Here is a 15965-nt window from a genome sequence, read left to right as displayed (position 1 = left end):
GTCAGTTCTTCTCGGGGATCCTTGCGACCATGCGCAGGGCGGTGGTCAATTCCTCCATCTGCAACCACGGACGCAGCCAGGCGACCGCGTTATAGCTGCCGGGACGGCCCGGAATTTCCTCGACCGTAACCCGCGCCTCGCGCAGCGGATATTGCGCCCGCATCTCGGCACCGGCGGCATCGTTCGCGTTGACATAGTTTCTGATCCAGCGGTTCAGCCAGTCCTCGCAATCCTCGACCTCCATGAACGAGCCGATCTTGTCGCGCCCGATCACCTTGAGGTAATGCGCAAAGCGCGACGTCGCCATCATATAGGGCAGGCGCGACGAGATGGCGGCATTGGCCGTCGCCTCGGGGCTGTCGTATTTTTCCGGCTGATGCGTCGTTTGCGCGCCAAAGAACACTGCGTAATCGCTGTTCTTGTAATGACACAGCGGCAGAAAGCCCATCGCCCCCAATTCGCTGTCGCGACGGTCGGTGATGCCGATCTCGGTCGGGCATTTGATGTCGGTATCGCCCTGATCGGTCGAGAACAGATGCATCGGCAGACCTTCGACCCGGCCGCCATTCTCGGCGCCGCGAATGGCCGTACACCATCCGGATTCGGCAAAGGCATGCGACAGGTTGCTGCCCATGACATAGGCGGCGTTCATCCAGCAATAATTGTTATGCGGGATCTGGTCGCCTTCATAGGCGATGGCTTCGTCGAACGAAAACTCGTCGATGGTCCGACCGTTATCGCCATAGGGCATCCGCGCCAGAACGCGGGGCAGGGTCAGCGTCACAAAGCGGGAATCGTCCGATTTCCGGAAATTGCGCCATTTCGCGTATTCGGTGCTGTCAAAGATCTTGGACAGGTCGCGGGGGCGCGACAGTTCGGTGTAATCGTCAAAGCCGAACAGCTTGGGGCTGGCCGCCGAAATGAAAGGCGCAAAGGCCGCTGCCGAGACCTGGCTGATGCTTTGCAGCGTTTCCAGATCCTCGAAGCTGTTGTCAAATTCGAAGTCGCCGATCAGCGCCCCGATGGGTTCGCCGCCGGGCGTGCCGAATTCATCCTCGTAGATCGACTTGAACAGGCGCGACTGATCGAATTCGACGGCCTTGGACAGATCGCGTCCGATTTCACGCTTGGTCGCGTTCAGCACCCGGATTTTCAGGTTGGCGCTGGTATTGCTTTCCATCACCAGATGATAAAGCCCGCGCCAGCTTCCTTCCAGCCGCCCGAATTCCGGAGCCTGCATGATCGCCGCAAGCTGACGCGACAGCTTTGCATCAATCGCCTCGATCGCCTTGTTCAGGGTGATCGTCAGGTTGCGGTTATAGCTGACCGTGCCTGACAGCGCAGCCTCGGTCAGGTTGCGCAGCAGCGCCTCGGTCTGGTCCGGGGCGGTCTGACGGGTGGCGTTGATGACCTGATCCAGCAGGCTGGATTCGGTCGTTTCGACGGCGGCGCCTGCGGCGGCCTGGCCCTGGGTACGTGACGCCATCAGGCTTTCCCTCCCTCGGCAGTACGTGCGCTAAGTTCGTCCATCAGTTTGCGCACCGCGTCATTGTCCTGAAGGATTTCTTCCAGCAGGGTTTCCAGATCTTCGGATCTGTCGGCCTTGGTCAGCAGGTCGCGCAACTGGTTGCGGCTTTCCAGCAGCTTCTTCAGCGCCGGCACCTGTTCGACGACCTGGGCCGGTTCAAAGTCCTCCATCCCGGAAAAGGACAGGTTGACACGCATAAGCTCGTCTTCGTCGCTTAGCGTGTTTTCGACCTGCATGCTGATACCCGGAGTCATCCGCGCCATCACCGCGTCGAAATTGTCCTTGTCGATCTGAACGAACTTACGTTCGCCAAAGGGCTTGAGGTTCTGCGTCGGATTGCCGGAGAAGTCGCCCAGGACTCCGACAACGAAGGGTAATTCCTTCTCGACCATCGCGCCTTCGGTTTCCACTTCGTATTTGATGTGAACCCGAGGTTTGCGCACCTTTTCGAGCTTCTTGTGAATACTCGCCATCGGCAACTCCTTAAAACACACTTAATCAGTATCGGCTTTCCTACGGTTTGCCACCGTAGCGCCCGACACTCAACGATGAATACTGAACTTATTAGTCCAAATATTGTCCTATTCGCTTTTTGGACGCCGGATTCCGGCATTTGTCATCAGCGAATCACGCGCCGCGTCGTCGGGAATCAATTCCTGTAGCAGTGTCACAAAGTCCATTCTTCCCCTGTGGACAAGGGTTTCCAGCGCGTAGCCAATCGGTGAATGAGGCTCGGCATGGCGGAAATAGGCGGAAATCCGCAAAAGCTGAGAAAACGCATCCTCTCGGTTACGAATCTGCCCGTCAGAGGAGGTGACGACCTCTTGTTCGACCGTTTCGACAACCTCTTCGGGCGGCGAATCACCCAGATTGGCGGCACGGCGAATCGTCCGGTCCGTATCCTCAAGAACGGCGCGCAAGGTGGCGGTCGGCGGTGCGCCGCTGCCCAGCCGGTCGCTGAGCAGGGCGTCCAGCGCATCCAGTTCCCGGCGTGCCGAACCGACATCTGCGGCTATCCTTATCATGGCGTCGCGACCCGCCTCTGACACCGCCGTGTGGAAGCCCGGACCACGTTTCGGATCGTCGGCGGTCCACAGCGAATTTTCACCCCATGAATCACCCGGAATCAGGGGAATAAGGCGCAATGGCTGGACCAGGGCCCCCTCGCGACCGATGCCGTTCAGCCCCGCCAGAACCGCATAGGGATCGTCGTCCGGCTCTTCCGGGCGGGGGTGCAGATCGGTGCCGAACTCGGCCACGATGTCACGGATCAGGCACAATGCGCGGGCCAGCCCGGCATGTCCGTTCAACCGGGTTTCGGCCTCGACCAGCCACGACATCACTTCAATGTCCTTTGCTGATTCGGTCAGCAATTGAATAGACAAATCACGCACTATTTTCCAGTGTGGGCTAAGCGAAACGCTGTCTTCAGCGGCCCCCGAAGCGTCTTGCTGACGTTCGTCGCGCCGGGCGTCATTTCGGGCATCTCTCAACCTCTGATAGAGTTTACTTTGCGTCGGCTCGGTACGTGGATCCCCTCCAATAGGCGGATTTTCGCTTATTGGTTGCCGAAGGCCTATACTTTCGGCATCTAGGTCAACTTGCGATGTTTGTTGCATGGATTCAGACATTTCCAACAAAATTAATACTAATAAGTTCGGTTCGTTTCATTATTGCGCTGATCCGGATCTTGCCTTTGCGAGGGGCCAATCGAAAACAGTTAATTGAAACCTGCGCAAGATTTTGCTCTTTGACGTTCACGAGGCACGGCAGGCGCCGCACAGATAAATAACCAGCGCCAGCCACGGGTATGCAAGTGAAATTTATACGGTTTGGTTTTGGCTATTATAGATTTACATCAATTGCTTCGCCGACTTGATGCACCGCTTTCGGTGGCATTGGAGCGGGCAGCGGCACTGGCGGTCAGGAACAACCATCCGACCGTCGAGATTGCTCATCTGCTTAATGTTCTTGCGCGCGAACAATCCGCTGTCGGTCTGCTGGAACAGGCGGGCGTAGCACCTGCGACCGTCGTGTCGGAAACCGACGTTTACCTGTCGCAAATGACGCGAGACTCTCAGGGCGCGCCGTCGCTGGCGCAGCCGGTGGTGACGCTGGCCCGTGAAGCATGGGCGGCAGCGTCGTTGCGCTTTTCACATAACCGCGTGCTGTTGCCCGTGCTGTTGCTGACATTGTGCAGCGAGACCGATCTGCGCGCCGCGTTGCGGTCCGCCGCGCCGTCGCTGCTGCGGATCAACCTGTCGAAGCTGGAGGAAATTGCCGCCGCCGTTCCCGAAGCGGCGGGCGAGGCGGGGTCCGCGCCCCTGCAATCGGCCTCGGGAGAGGATTTTCTGGCACAGTTTTCGACCGATCTGACTGCCCGTGCGCGCGCCGGCGAGGTCGACTCGGTGGTTGGTCGTGACAATGAATTGCGTCAGATGATCGACATCCTGATGCGCCGCCGCCAGAACAACCCCATCCTTGTGGGCGAGGCGGGCGTGGGCAAGACCGCCATTGTCGAGGCTTTTGCGATGGCCATCATCGAAGGTCGCGTACCCGCGCGTCTGCATGATGTGTCGCTGCATGTGCTTGACCTCAGCCTGTTGCAGGCCGGGGCAGGGGTGAAGGGCGAGTTCGAGCGGCGTCTGAAAGGCGTGGTCGATCAGGTCAAGGCCTCGCCGCGCCCGATCATCCTGTTCATCGACGAGGCGCATACGCTTGTCGGCGCGGGCGGTGGAGGCGGGCAGGGCGATGCCGCAAATATCCTCAAGCCCGCCCTAGCCAGAGGAGAGCTGCGGACCATCGCGGCGACGACCTGGGCCGAATACAAGAAATATTTCGAAAAGGATCCGGCACTGACCCGCCGTTTCCAGACCGTCAAGGTCGATGAGCCCGACATCGAAACCGGCATACGGATGATGCGCGCGCTTGCGCCGCGCTTTCAGGCCCATCACGGCATTCCCATCCGCGACAGCGCCCTGCGCGCAGCGGTGGAATTGTCGGCACGCTATATTCCCGAACGGCAACTGCCTGACAAGGCGGTCAGCCTCATCGACACGGCAGCTTCTGCCGTCGCAATGAGCCGCGAAACCGACCCCGACGCTCTGGCCGAACCGCAGCGCGAGGCCGAATTTCTGCGCCACGAAATCGAGGCGCTTGGGCTGGAGCCGGCGGCAGCCGACACGCGCGACCGGCTGCGGCGGCTGAAGGCGGAACTGGCGCAGGCCGAATCTCAGGCCGAGGCCGCGCGTCAGCGCCTGACCGAGCAGCGCAAGCTTGCCGATGAAGCCGATGCCATCGAGGCCGAGGAAGATGCCGACCGCCTCAAGCGGCTGGCGACGGCGGAACAGAAACTGGCCAAGCTGGCGGGCGAGGCGCCTCTGGTGCATCGCGTCGTCGATGCCGGTGCCGTGGCCGAGGTCGTGGCCCGTTGGACCGGGGTTCCGGTGGCCCGGCTGATGCGCGATCAGATCAAGGCTGTTTCGACCCTTGGCGGACGGCTGAAGGCGCGGGTTCTGGGACAGGACCGCGCACTGGACGGGCTGTCCGATGCGATGCGTGTAGCCCGTGCCAACCTGCAGGATCCGCGCCGCCCGCAAGGCGTGTTCCTGATGGTCGGCACCTCGGGCGTCGGCAAGACCGAAACGGCGCTGGCGCTGGCCGACGAACTGTTCGGCGGACCTTCGGGGCTGACCGTCATCAACATGTCCGAGTTCAAGGAAGAACATAAGGTCTCGTTGCTGATGGGTTCGCCCCCCGGCTATGTCGGTTACGGCGAGGGCGGCGTTCTGACCGAGGCGGTGCGGCGGCGTCCCTATGGTGTCCTGCTGCTGGACGAGATGGACAAGGCCCATCCCGGCGTTCAGGACATCTTTTATCAGGTGTTCGACAAGGGAACGCTGCGCGACGGCGAGGGCAGGGACGTGGATTTCCGCAACACGGTCATCCTGATGACCGCGAATACCGGAACCGAAACGCTGGCGACCCTGTCCGAAGACCCCGACACGATGCCCGAAGGCGATGCGCTGACTGCCGCGCTGAAGCCCGAATTGCTGGGCCAGTTCAAGCCCGCCTTTCTTGGCCGCGTCTCGGTCCTGCCATTCCTGCCGCTGACGCGCGAAATTCTGAACGGGATTGTCGATATTCAGCTTGGCAAGATCGCCGACCGGCTGGCTGCCAGCTATGACACGCGGTTCGAGGTCAGCGAAGCTGCCCGTACCACATTGACGGATGCGGCGGAAACCGGTGATGCCGGTGCCCGCGCTATCGAGGCGATGCTGTCGCGCAACCTGTTGCCGCGGCTTGCAGACTTTTTCCTGGATTCGGTCCTGCGCGGTGCCATGCCACGCAGTGTCGAAATAGACGTCGATCCTCAGTCCGGGTTCACCGTTTCGGCGGTCGGACCAAGACGGCGTCAAGCGGGTTAGGGGAGTGTCCAATACATTGCCCAAGCCCACACTAACCCTTCCTATCAAAGCTTTGGAGTAAACGATGCCGATTTATTTGCAACTTGATGGCATTCCCGGTGACGCGACGCACGAGACGCACAAGAACTGGATGGACATTGAAACGCTGCACTGGAACGTTGCGCGTAACATGAACACCCAGGCGGGTTCGACCGCGAACCGCGAAGCCTCGGAACCGACGGTCAGCGAAGTGATCCTGACCAAAGTAACCGACAGCTCTTCGACCAAGCTGTTCGCCGAAGCCTGCACCGGCCGCACCGGCAAGACCACGATCATTCATCTGGTCACGACCGGCAACCCCGGTGATGTGTATGTCGAGTACAAGCTGACCAACACGCTGGTTTCGAACTACTCGGTCGATACCTCGGGTGATCGTCCGGTGGAAACCATCCACCTGAACTTCACCAAAATGGAAGTGAAGTACATCCCGCACGACGAGCAGCACAAGCCGAAGTCGCCGATGATCGCGTCCTACGATCTGACGACCACAAAGGCTGCCTGATCGGGCATTCGCATCTGGATGGGGCGCGGTTCGACCGCGCCCCCTCTGAGCCCTTCAGGGCAACAACAAGACCGCGATGCGGTCGGGAGATATTGACGATGCACGCGTTTTCGGTGGCGGGTGTCGGTGCCGCTTTTGCTTTGCTTACCGTCCTTGGCGCGATGGCAGAGCCCGTGTCGCCGGGCGGGTCCGGCTTTTCGGCCGCAGACTTGCGAGATGCGATCCGGGGCGACGAGGTCAACTATCGCGCAATCCTGTATTCCGGCGACCGCGCTGTCGCCTTTGCCGAAGGTTATGTTGCCGCGCTTGCGACGCAGGCAACGCATGACAAAATATGGTGTGACCCTGGCATTGCGCCACACGAAGTTGTGGCGCGTATTTATGATCACATAGAAACATTAAACGGTTCGGCCGGGGAACAGGGGGCCGATACTGCTGTCGGAGATACCCTTCGCGCCCTGGCACCATGCCCAGAACAAGAGGTTTCCGAATGACAGTACAGATTTCCTACGCTCAGCTTCGCGCGAATTTTTCATCTGGCACTCCCTCGCTTCCCGGCTATGTCTCGACAGCCGATCTTTTCCATGAAATCGGCTGGGACGACTTCATCAGCAACCCAAGCTATCAGAACACCTGCGCCATCCGGCTGTGCCTTGCGCTGATCAAGACCGGACATCCGCTTAGCTCGGGTTCGCACAAGATCCTTGCCGGTGCGTACAAGGGCGAGCGGGTCGAGGTCCGCATGAGGACTTTGGCCGAAAAACTTGCCCAACCGTCCTGGTTCGGCGCTCCGCGCGTTCTTGAGGATCGGAACGTTTCCAACGCGATCGGCTCGGGACAAGGCGTCATCGCATATTTCGGGCTTCCGGGTTATTCGGGCGGTGGCCATATCGACCTGATCGATGGCAGCGCCGGTGCCCTGAGCTGCGGGACTCAGTGCTATAATCAGGCCGACGACGTCTGGTTCTGGCCGTTGCAGCGGGGCTTGGTGTCCTGAGGCGCATTTCTGCGCTGACATTTTCGTTCCATAAGACGGATTATTAGTGATCCGATCACCGCCAACTCGCCGCACCCGTTGCGTCGGGCTTTGGCGGTGATCCCCGATTGATAGCAACGAAATGACCGCCGGGCTTGATCGCAGGCCATGAATGCGAGGGCGCGCGACGTTGTTTGGCGTGCCGCAGTTTTCTGCAATTGCCTTGTTCCGGAACCTGCCGCTATTGCTTGTGCAAGATGCGTACAGGAGTTTCGATGTCCCTGCCGATTCTGAAAGCCCGCGATCCCGATCAATCCCACCGCGCCGCGACCCAGCTTGAACTGTTCTTCGATCTGGTCAGCGTCATTGCCATTGCGACGATCACCGGCAGCCTGCACCACGCCATCAGCGAGGGGCATGGCTATGAGGTTTTTCCCCGCTTTGCCTTCGTGTTTTTCGCGATCTGGTGGGTTTGGATGAATTTCACCTGGTTCGCCAGCGCGTTTGACAATGACGGTCCGGTCTATCGGCTGCTGGTCATGGTCATCATGGGGGGCGAGCTGCTTTTCGCCGGGGGCGTCGGCTATATCCTTGAAACGCTTGATTTCCGCTGGGGTCTGGTCGGCTGGATCGTGATGCGGCTGGCGATGATCCTGCTGTGGCTGCGGGCAGCGGGAAATGCCGAATACCGCACCACTGCCTTGCGCTATGCCCTGGGAATCGCGCTGGCGCAGGCCTGCTGGGTGGCGATGTATATTGCCGTCATGCAGGGTGGACACAATTTCTTTGTCTGGGGCATCCTGGTCTTTGCACTGGAACTGGCGGTGCCCGTCTATGCGGAATCCTCGCGCGGGACGCCCTTTCACCGCCACCACATGATCGAACGCTATGGCCTGCTGACCATCATTTCACTGGGTGAAATCGTTCTGGCCGTTTCGCTTGGCTTTGGCGCGCTGTTCGGTGAACATCCCGAATTTGCGGCGCTTGGCACGTCGGTCGCCTCACTTGTGATCGTCTTTGCCGCCTTCTGGATCTATTTCGCGGAAGAAGATCATCTGGTCAGCACCGATCTGTCCGTCGCGCTGCTGTGGGGCTATGGCCATGTCTTCGTGTTCGGCGCGCTGGCTGTTCTGGGGGCCGGGGTCGCGGCCGAGGTCGATCTGGCCACTCACGCGGCGCATGGATCGACCACAGCTACGGTCGCCTGGTGGCTTGGCGGGCCGCTGGCAACCTTCTGGATCGCCCTGACGCTGATCCGTGACCGGCATTTCAGCCTTGGCTGGCGCGGGCTGGCGCTGCCGGTCATGGCGCTGGTGGCGCTTGCGGCGGCGTGGACGGGTGCGACCACCTATGTCTTTGCGCTGATATCGGTCATCGCCGTGCTGTGGCGTGTGCCGATGCGGCTGTGCTGAAAACGGCATTGCCGCAAGCACGCGCCTGCGACTAGGCTGCGCCCAAGTCAGTTGGAGGGGACCATGTCTCAGAATTACGATTTCGATACTCTGGCCATTCACGCAGGGGCCGGGGCCGATCCGGCCACCGGGGCGCGTCAGGTGCCGATCTATCAGACCACCGCCTATCAGTTCCGCGATGCCGATCACGCCGCGCGTTTGTTCAACCTGCAAGAGGTCGGCTATATCTATTCGCGGCTGACCAACCCGACCATCGCGGCGCTGCAATCGCGGGTCGCCGCGCTTGAAGGGGGCGCAGGCGCAGTCTGCTGTTCCTCGGGCCATGCCGCGCAGATCATGGCGCTGTTTCCGTTGATGGGGCCGGGCCGGAACATCGTCGCCTCGACCCGGCTGTATGGCGGCACCGTCACCCAGTTCAGCCAGACGATCCGGCGCTTTGGCTGGTCGTGCAAATTCGTCGATCTCGACGATCTTGCAGCGCTGCGCGCGGCCATTGATGACGATACCCGAGCGGTGTTCTGTGAATCGATCAGCAATCCCGGCGGCTATGTCACCGACATTCCCGCCGTTGCCGAAATCGCCAATCTGGCGGGGGTGCCGCTGATTGTGGACAATACGCTGGCGACGCCCTGGCTCTGCAACCCGATTCAGATGGGGGCCACGCTGGTCGTGCACAGCCTGACCAAATACATGACCGGCAATGGCACCGTGACCGGCGGCGCGGTGGTGGACAGCGGCACGTTCGACTGGTCGGGCAGCGACAAGTTCCCCTCTCTTTCGGCCCCGGAACCTGCCTATCACGGCCTGAAATTCCACGAGACCTTTGGCGCGCTGGCCTTTACCTTTCACGGCATCGCCATCGGGCTGCGCGATCTGGGTATGACGATGAACCCGCAGGGCGCGCATTACACGCTGATGGGGATCGAGACCCTGGGTCTGCGCATGCCCCGCCATGTCGAGAATGCGCAAAAGGTCGCCGAGTGGCTGGAACAGGATCCGCGCGTCACCAGCGTGACCTATGCCGGGCTGGCCTCGTCGCCCTGGAACGCCACAGCGAAACGCCTCTATCCACGCGGCGCGGGGGCGCTGTTCACCTTTGAAATCAAGGGGGGCTACGAAGCTGCGGTCAAGCTGGTCGATTCGCTGGAACTGTTCAGCAATGTCGCCAATCTGGGCGACGCGCGGTCGCTGGTGATCCATTCGGCTTCGACCACGCATCGGCAACTGACCGAGGCGCAGCAACGCGCGGCAGGGGCCGGCCCCGAGGTCGTGCGCCTGTCCATCGGAATCGAGAACGCCGCCGACCTGATCGCCGATCTGGATCAGGCGCTGGCCAAGGCGACCGCCTGATTTCACGTCGGGGCAGGCAGGGGGCCTGCGGCCCTGCCTGCCCCCTGCCCCAGCGTCAGATATGAATTACCCGGTCCATCCGCCCCGCCAGGTCGTGGTTATGCGTCGCGATCAGCGCGCTGAGGCCGGTGTCGCGGACCAGCGTCATCAGCAGATCGAACACCCGGTCCGAGGTTTCGGGGTCGAGGTTGCCCGTAGGTTCGTCCGCCAGCAGCAGCGCGGGGCTGTTGGCCAGCGCCCGGCAAAAAGCCACCCGCTGCTGTTCGCCCCCCGACAGTTCCGCCGGACGGTGGCCCGCGCGATGGGCCAGCCCGACGCGGTTCAACAGATCGGCGGCGCGCTCCGAGGCTGCGCTGGCCGCAATCCCGTTCGCAAACTGCGGCAGGGTGATGTTTTCGGCGGCTGTAAATTCCGGCAGCAGGTGGTGGAACTGATAGACAAAGCCCAGCTCGGCCCGCCGCGCCTCGGTCCGCGCCTTGTCGGGCAGGCCGGTCATGTCGCGCCCGTTCAGCACGACGCGGCCCGCATCGGGCATATCCAGCAGCCCGGCGATATGCAGCAGCGTCGATTTGCCCGCCCCCGATGGCGCGACCAGCGCCACCACCTCGCCGCGCGCGACGGTCAGGTCGATGCCGCGCAGCACCTCGACCGGGGTCGGGCCGTCCTTGGCATAGGTCCGCGTGATCCCCTCAAGCCGCAGAACGTCACTCATAGCGCAGGGCCTCGACCGGGTTCAGGCGCGCGGCGCGGCGCGCGGGAAAGATGGTGACGACGAAGGACAGGGTCAGCGACAGCGCAACCGCGCGGAACACATCCCACAACCGCAATTCGGCGGGCAGGCGATAGATGCCGCGCACCTCGGGCTGCCATGCGCCGCCGCCGGTCAGCGCATTCAGCGCCGCCATGATATTATCCACGTTCAGCGCCAGCAGGACACCCAGGATCACCCCGGCAATCGTGCCGATCACCCCCGTGAAGGCGCCGCACAGGAAAAACACCCGCAGCACCGCGCCTTCGGTCAGTCCCATCGTGCGCAGGATGCCGATGTCGCGGCCCTTGTTCTTGACCAGCATGATCAACCCCGATGTGATGTTCATCGACGCGATCAGCACCAGCACCGACAGGATGACAAACATCACGTCATCCTCCATGTCCAGCGCGGCCAGAAAGCTGCCGGAACTGTCGCGCCAGCTCCAGACGAGGGCCCCCTCGCCCGCCGTCTGCAACAGCGGCAGCGCCCAGTCATCGACCTTTTCGGGGTCGGTCACAAAGATCTCGATCTCATCCGCCACGCCCTCGCGGTTGAAATAGCTTTGCGCCTCGGCCAGCGGCATGTAGATGCGCGTGCGGTCGATGTCATAGCGCCCGGCGCTGAAGATATATGCGACCTCATAGGCGGCAACGCGCGGGGTGGTGCCGATGGGCGTTTTTGCCCCCTCGGGCGCGATCAGCCGGATCTTGTCGCCGATGCCAAGGTTCAGCTCGCGCGCGATGCCTGAACCGATGGCGATGCCCTTGCCGAAATCCCCGACATTCCCCACCGCGCTTGCGGGATCGACGATCCGCGGCATGGCCTTCAGATCGTCCAGCGTGACACCAAAGACCTCGGCCACGTTGGAATTGTCATGCGCCGTCGCCATCACCTGCCCGCGAATGACCGGCGCGGCGCGGGTCACGCCGGGCACGGCGGCCAGCCGGGCGGTCATCGCGTCGTAATCCTGTATCCGGCCCGGTACGATATAGACATCGCCGGTCAGGTTGTTCTCGATCCGCTGCGGTCCCATGGACACGGCGGTATGGGCGTTTGCCCCTAGGATCGTGTCCACGAATTCGGCCCGGAAGCCGGCCCTGACGGCCAGCGTCGCGATCAGCGCCATCACCCCAAGCGCGATACCGATCAGGCTGATCCAGGTCATCACGCTGACGCCGCCCTCGGCCCGGCGGGCGCGAAGGTATCGCCAGGCGATCATGAATTCGTAACGTGAAAAGGGTGCGGGGCTGGACATGGGCGGACCTTGCGGATTTCGCGGCGAACCTGACCCCGCAGACCGGAAAGATCAAGCCGACAATGGCGTGATCCCTGCCCCGGCGCCGCAAGACAGATATTGCGGCGCGGACATTCCGATGCCACAAGATACGGCATGGCCAAACCCGTTACCGCATTCACCTGTACCGCCTGCGGAGCCGCGCACAAGAAATGGGCGGGCCGCTGCGATGCCTGCGGCGCATGGAACACCGTCATCGAAGAGGCTCCGTTAAGTCAGGGACCGGGCCGGGGGCTTGGGGCGGCCAAGGGGCGCAGCGTGCCGCTGTCGGGCCTTGCCACGGACGAGCCGCCCCCGCCGCGCAGCATCTCGGGCATGGCAGAACTGGACCGTGTTCTGGGCGGCGGGCTGGTTCCCGGCTCGGCCGTGCTGGTCGGCGGCGATCCGGGGATCGGCAAGTCCACGCTGCTGCTGCAAGGCGCGGCGGCTTTTGCACGCCGGGGGCTGAACGCCATCTATATCAGCGGCGAAGAGGCCAGCGCGCAGGTCCGCATGCGCGCGCAGCGGCTGGGGCTGGCCGATGCGCCGGTCCGGCTTGGCGCGGAAACCAATCTGCGCGACATCCTGACCACGCTGGACAATGAGCGCCCCGATCTTGCCATCATCGATTCGGTCCAGACCCTGTGGTCCGACACGGTCGAGGCCGCGCCGGGCAGCGTTGCGCAGGTCCGCGCCGCCGCGCACGAGCTTGTGACCTTTGCCAAGCGGCGCGGCGTCGCCATCGTCATTGTCGGCCATGTCACCAAGGACGGCCAGATCGCCGGCCCCCGCGTGGTCGAGCATATGGTCGATACCGTCCTATATTTCGAGGGCGAGCGCGGCCACCAGTTCCGTATCCTGCGCAGCGTCAAGAACCGCTTTGGCCCCGCAGACGAGATCGGCGTGTTCGAGATGACCGGCGCGGGGCTGGCCGAGGTCGCCAACCCTTCGGCGCTGTTCCTGTCCGAACGCGGCCAGCCGGTGCCGGGCAGCGCCGTCTTTGCCGGGATCGAGGGTACGCGGCCGGTGCTGACCGAAATTCAGGCACTGGTCGCGCCATCGACCCTGGCCAGCCCGCGCCGCACCGTGGTGGGGCTGGATTCCGGCCGCGTCAGCACCATCCTTGCCGTGCTTGAGGCGCGTTGCGGCATCCCCTTCACCGGCCTCGACGTCTTTCTGAACGTCGCGGGCGGCATGCGGGTCAGCGAACCCGCCGCCGATCTGGCAATCGCCGGTGCGCTGTTATCCGCCCGCGAGGACAGCGCATTGCCGCCCGAAGCCGTTCTTTTCGGCGAAATCAGCCTGTCGGGCGCGCTGCGCCCGGTCGCTCAGGCGGAAAACAGGTTGAAAGAGGCGCAGAAACTTGGTTTCTCACAGGCGATTTTGCCCGAAGGCCAGAAGGTCGAGGGTACAGGCGGGTCGGGCGGCGGTACGAGCACAAGGCGTGTCGCCGACCTGACAGGATTTGTGGGCGATGTCTTCGGCGCCGGCTGAACCGCCTGAAATGCAACGATATCCGGCGCAGGGGCAGACCATGGACGGCTTCACGATAATCGACGCGGTGGTGGCGGGGATCATCATCCTTTCGGCGATTCTTGCCTGGTCGCGGGGGTTTTTCCGCGAATCGCTGGCAATTCTGGGCTGGATCGCTGCGGCCGTGCTGGCCTTTCTGTTCGCGGCCAGCGTGCGGCCGATGATCGCCCAACTGCCCGTGCTTGAGCAATTTCTGTCCGATAGCTGCGAACTGGCCACCATTGCCGCCTTCGCCGTGGTCTTTGCCGGAGCGCTGGTGGTGTTCTCGATCCTGACGCCGCTGTTTTCCTCGGTTGTGCAGCGTTCGGCGCTTGGCGGCATCGATCAGGGCATGGGCTTTGTGTTCGGCGCGGCGCGCGGTATCCTGATCGTCGCCATTGCCTTCATCGTCTATGACCGGGTGATGACCAGCCAGCAGCTTGCCATGGTGGAAAATTCCCGTTCGGCCCAGGTGTTCGAACAGTTGCGCGGCCAGATGGACCGGCAGATCCCCGACGATGCGCCCGGCTGGGTCGTCCGCCGTTACGAACAGATGGTGCGTAGCTGCCCGATTCCCGCCGCGAACTGAGCCTTGGCGACAAGAGGGGCAATGTCGGCCCCGCCGCGCTGGCGGGGATGTTCCGGTGCCGTGCGGACAGGGGGGCATGCGTCATTTGTATGACTAAAATTTGCCCCTGTGGCACGCGGGGGCGTGACTTTGTGACGGGTCCGCACTAAATAAGCGGGCGACCGCCATCACTCTCAGGACAGCCAATGCAACCCTTTCTGGCCCATCCGTTCGATTCGGACCGCCTGCACGAGGAATGCGGAATATTCGGAGCCATCGGCGTCGCCGACGCGGCCAGCTTTGTCGCATTGGGGCTGCATGCCCTGCAACATCGCGGGCAAGAGGCCGGGGGAATCGTCGCACATGACCCCGCGCAGGGCTTTAACAGCGCGCATCGCTTTGGTTATGTCCGCGACAATTTCACCAAGGCCGATGTGATGGCGACGCTGCCGGGGTCTTTGGCCATCGGGCATGTGCGCTATTCTACGGCAGGCACCAAGGCCAATACCGCGATTCGCGACGTGCAGCCCTTTTTCGGCGAATTTTCGATGGGCGGCTGTGCCATTGCGCATAACGGCAATATCACCAATGCCGCCGCGCTGCGCCGCGAATTGACCGAACGCGGCAGCATCTTTCAGTCCAGCAGCGACAGCGAATGCATCATTCACCTGATGGCGCGCTCGATCCAGCGCAACATCCCCGAGCGGATGAAGGACGCCCTGCGCCGGGTCGAGGGTGCGTTTTCGGTGATCGCCATGACCCGGACCAAGCTGATCGGCGTACGCGACCCGCTGGGGGTGCGGCCGCTGGTACTGGGCAAGGTCGGGGATGACGGCTTTGTTCTGGCCTCGGAAACCTGTGCACTGGACATTATCGGCGCAGAATTCATGCGAGAGATCGAACCTGGCGAAATGGTCGTGATTTCGAAGGACAAGGTCGAAAGCAGCCGTCCCTTCGGGCCGTCGAAGGGCCGGTTCTGCATTTTCGAGCATGTCTATTTCTCTCGCCCCGATTCGATTATCGGCGGTCGATCAGTCTATGAGACCCGGCGGCAGATTGGCGTGGAACTTGCGCGCGAGGCCCCGGTCGAGGCCGATCTGGTCTGCCCGGTGCCCGACAGCGGCACCCCCGCCGCCATCGGTTTTGCGCAGGAATCCGGGTTTCCCTATGGCATGGGGATCATCCGCAACCAGTATGTCGGTCGTACCTTCATCGAGCCGACCGAACAGATCCGCAACATGGGCGTACGGCTCAAGCTGAACGTCAACCGCGCGCTGATCGCGGGCAAGCGGGTGGTGCTGGTCGATGACAGCGTGGTGCGCGGCACGACCAGCCGCAAGATGAAGGACATGATCCTGGATGCGGGCGCGGCAGAGGTGCATTTCCGCATCGCCTCGCCACCGACAGCCTGGCCCTGTTTCTATGGCGTGGACACGCCCGACCGCGAAAAGCTGTTGGCAGCTCAGATGTCGCCCGAAGAGATGCGCAACTGGATCGGCGTCGATTCGCTGTCCTTTGTGTCGCTGGACGGGCTGTATCGCGCGGTGGGCGAGGCTGGCGGACGCAATGCCGAATGTCCGCAATATTGAGACGCCTGCTTTTCAGGGGATTATCCCGTCGCGCCCTT

13 protein-coding genes and 1 pseudogene are annotated in these 15965 nt (G+C 62.4%); 9 read left to right on the top strand and 5 right to left on the bottom strand.

Annotation, left to right across the window (positions count from 1 at the left end; translation table 11 throughout):
- Position 1: 1 nt before the first annotated feature.
- The 3 genes from tssC to ACK5L9_RS20170 all read right to left on the bottom strand — a co-directional run bounded on the left by tssC (position 2) and on the right by ACK5L9_RS20170 (position 3147).
- Positions 2-1486: a type VI secretion system contractile sheath large subunit gene (tssC, locus tag ACK5L9_RS20180; RefSeq protein WP_416913246.1), complete on the bottom strand. Its 1485-nt coding sequence runs from the start codon at positions 1484-1486 to the stop codon at positions 2-4.
- Complete coding sequence (tssB, locus tag ACK5L9_RS20175) at positions 1486-2001, bottom strand: type VI secretion system contractile sheath small subunit (RefSeq protein ID WP_416913245.1); 516 nt, start codon at positions 1999-2001, stop codon at positions 1486-1488. Before tssB ends, tssC begins: the two co-directional genes overlap by 1 nt.
- A 108-nt stretch (positions 2002-2109) precedes the next feature.
- The gene (locus ACK5L9_RS20170) at positions 2110-3147 is read right to left on the bottom strand and encodes an ImpA family type VI secretion system protein (RefSeq protein WP_416913265.1); all 1038 of its coding nucleotides are present in this window, start codon (positions 3145-3147) and stop codon (positions 2110-2112) included.
- A gap of 213 nt (positions 3148-3360) precedes the next feature.
- On the opposite strand from ACK5L9_RS20170, the gene tssH reads away from it, so the two are divergent.
- The 6 genes from tssH (at position 3361) to ACK5L9_RS20140 (ending at position 10234) form a co-directional block, all read left to right on the top strand.
- Positions 3361-5955 carry a type VI secretion system ATPase TssH gene (gene tssH / locus ACK5L9_RS20165; RefSeq protein ID WP_416913244.1) on the top strand — a complete coding sequence of 865 codons (2595 nt, stop codon included), beginning with the start codon at positions 3361-3363 and terminating at the stop codon, positions 5953-5955.
- A 64-nt stretch (positions 5956-6019) separates the two neighbouring features.
- Positions 6020-6496, top strand: coding sequence for an Hcp family type VI secretion system effector (locus ACK5L9_RS20160; protein ID WP_416913243.1), 477 nt, complete (start codon positions 6020-6022; stop codon positions 6494-6496).
- Positions 6497-6594: 98 nt separating this feature from the next.
- A complete protein-coding gene (locus tag ACK5L9_RS20155) occupies positions 6595-6990 on the top strand; it encodes a hypothetical protein (protein ID WP_416913242.1) in 396 nt (131 codons plus the stop codon).
- On the top strand, positions 6987-7493 hold the full coding sequence (locus tag ACK5L9_RS20150) for a T6SS effector amidase Tae4 family protein (RefSeq protein ID WP_416913241.1): 507 nt from the start codon (positions 6987-6989) through the stop codon (positions 7491-7493). The genes ACK5L9_RS20155 and ACK5L9_RS20150 overlap by 4 nt, the downstream gene beginning before the upstream one ends.
- A 254-nt stretch (positions 7494-7747) precedes the next feature.
- Complete coding sequence (locus tag ACK5L9_RS20145) at positions 7748-8884, top strand: low temperature requirement protein A (RefSeq protein WP_416913240.1); 1137 nt, start codon at positions 7748-7750, stop codon at positions 8882-8884.
- Positions 8885-8947: 63 nt separating this feature from the next.
- Complete coding sequence (locus ACK5L9_RS20140; RefSeq protein WP_416913239.1) at positions 8948-10234, top strand: O-acetylhomoserine aminocarboxypropyltransferase/cysteine synthase family protein; 1287 nt, start codon at positions 8948-8950, stop codon at positions 10232-10234.
- Between the two features lie 55 nt (positions 10235-10289).
- Here ACK5L9_RS20140 and ACK5L9_RS20135 read toward each other — a convergent pair whose 3' ends face one another.
- Both ACK5L9_RS20135 and ACK5L9_RS20130 read right to left on the bottom strand, forming a co-directional pair.
- Complete coding sequence (locus ACK5L9_RS20135) at positions 10290-10946, bottom strand: ABC transporter ATP-binding protein (protein ID WP_416913238.1); 657 nt, start codon at positions 10944-10946, stop codon at positions 10290-10292.
- Entirely contained in the window at positions 10939-12240 is a 1302-nt protein-coding gene (locus ACK5L9_RS20130) for a lipoprotein-releasing ABC transporter permease subunit (RefSeq protein WP_416913237.1), read from the bottom strand. Before ACK5L9_RS20130 ends, ACK5L9_RS20135 begins: the two co-directional genes overlap by 8 nt.
- Positions 12241-12375: 135 nt before the next feature.
- On the opposite strand from ACK5L9_RS20130, the gene radA reads away from it, so the two are divergent.
- From radA to purF, 3 genes and pseudogenes are all read left to right on the top strand, one after another.
- Complete coding sequence (gene radA / locus ACK5L9_RS20125) at positions 12376-13752, top strand: DNA repair protein RadA (RefSeq protein WP_416913236.1); 1377 nt, start codon at positions 12376-12378, stop codon at positions 13750-13752.
- Between the two features lie 40 nt (positions 13753-13792).
- Positions 13793-14359, top strand: a complete 567-nt coding sequence (locus ACK5L9_RS20120) for a CvpA family protein (protein WP_416913235.1) — start codon at positions 13793-13795, stop codon at positions 14357-14359.
- Positions 14360-14544: 185 nt separating this feature from the next.
- Positions 14545-15924 (top strand): annotated as a pseudogene (gene purF, locus ACK5L9_RS20115) (amidophosphoribosyltransferase); the annotation flags it as partial.
- Positions 15925-15965 lie beyond the last annotated feature (41 nt).

This window comes from Paracoccus sp. (in: a-proteobacteria) (assembly GCF_047973135.1).
Taxonomy (GTDB): domain Bacteria; phylum Pseudomonadota; class Alphaproteobacteria; order Rhodobacterales; family Rhodobacteraceae; genus Paracoccus.
The sequence above is the reverse complement of the archived record's forward strand: the minus strand, read 5'-3'. Positions and strand labels throughout refer to the sequence as shown.

What these genes read in the sequence shown, in the direction of transcription:
- tssC (WP_416913246.1), bottom strand. Translation starts at nt 1,486, where the DNA reads ATGGCGTCACGTACCCAGGGCCAGGCCGCCGCAGGCGCCGCCGTCGAA.
- tssB (WP_416913245.1), bottom strand. Translation starts at nt 2,001, where the DNA reads ATGGCGAGTATTCACAAGAAGCTCGAAAAGGTGCGCAAACCTCGGGTT.
- ACK5L9_RS20170 (WP_416913265.1), bottom strand. Translation starts at nt 3,147, where the DNA reads ATGCAACAAACATCGCAAGTTGACCTAGATGCCGAAAGTATAGGCCTT.
- ACK5L9_RS20160 (WP_416913243.1), top strand. Translation starts at nt 6,020, where the DNA reads ATGCCGATTTATTTGCAACTTGATGGCATTCCCGGTGACGCGACGCAC.
- ACK5L9_RS20155 (WP_416913242.1), top strand. Translation starts at nt 6,595, where the DNA reads ATGCACGCGTTTTCGGTGGCGGGTGTCGGTGCCGCTTTTGCTTTGCTT.
- ACK5L9_RS20150 (WP_416913241.1), top strand. Translation starts at nt 6,987, where the DNA reads ATGACAGTACAGATTTCCTACGCTCAGCTTCGCGCGAATTTTTCATCT.
- ACK5L9_RS20145 (WP_416913240.1), top strand. Translation starts at nt 7,748, where the DNA reads ATGTCCCTGCCGATTCTGAAAGCCCGCGATCCCGATCAATCCCACCGC.
- ACK5L9_RS20140 (WP_416913239.1), top strand. Translation starts at nt 8,948, where the DNA reads ATGTCTCAGAATTACGATTTCGATACTCTGGCCATTCACGCAGGGGCC.
- ACK5L9_RS20135 (WP_416913238.1), bottom strand. Translation starts at nt 10,946, where the DNA reads ATGAGTGACGTTCTGCGGCTTGAGGGGATCACGCGGACCTATGCCAAG.
- ACK5L9_RS20130 (WP_416913237.1), bottom strand. Translation starts at nt 12,240, where the DNA reads ATGTCCAGCCCCGCACCCTTTTCACGTTACGAATTCATGATCGCCTGG.
- radA (WP_416913236.1), top strand. Translation starts at nt 12,376, where the DNA reads ATGGCCAAACCCGTTACCGCATTCACCTGTACCGCCTGCGGAGCCGCG.
- ACK5L9_RS20120 (WP_416913235.1), top strand. Translation starts at nt 13,793, where the DNA reads ATGGACGGCTTCACGATAATCGACGCGGTGGTGGCGGGGATCATCATC.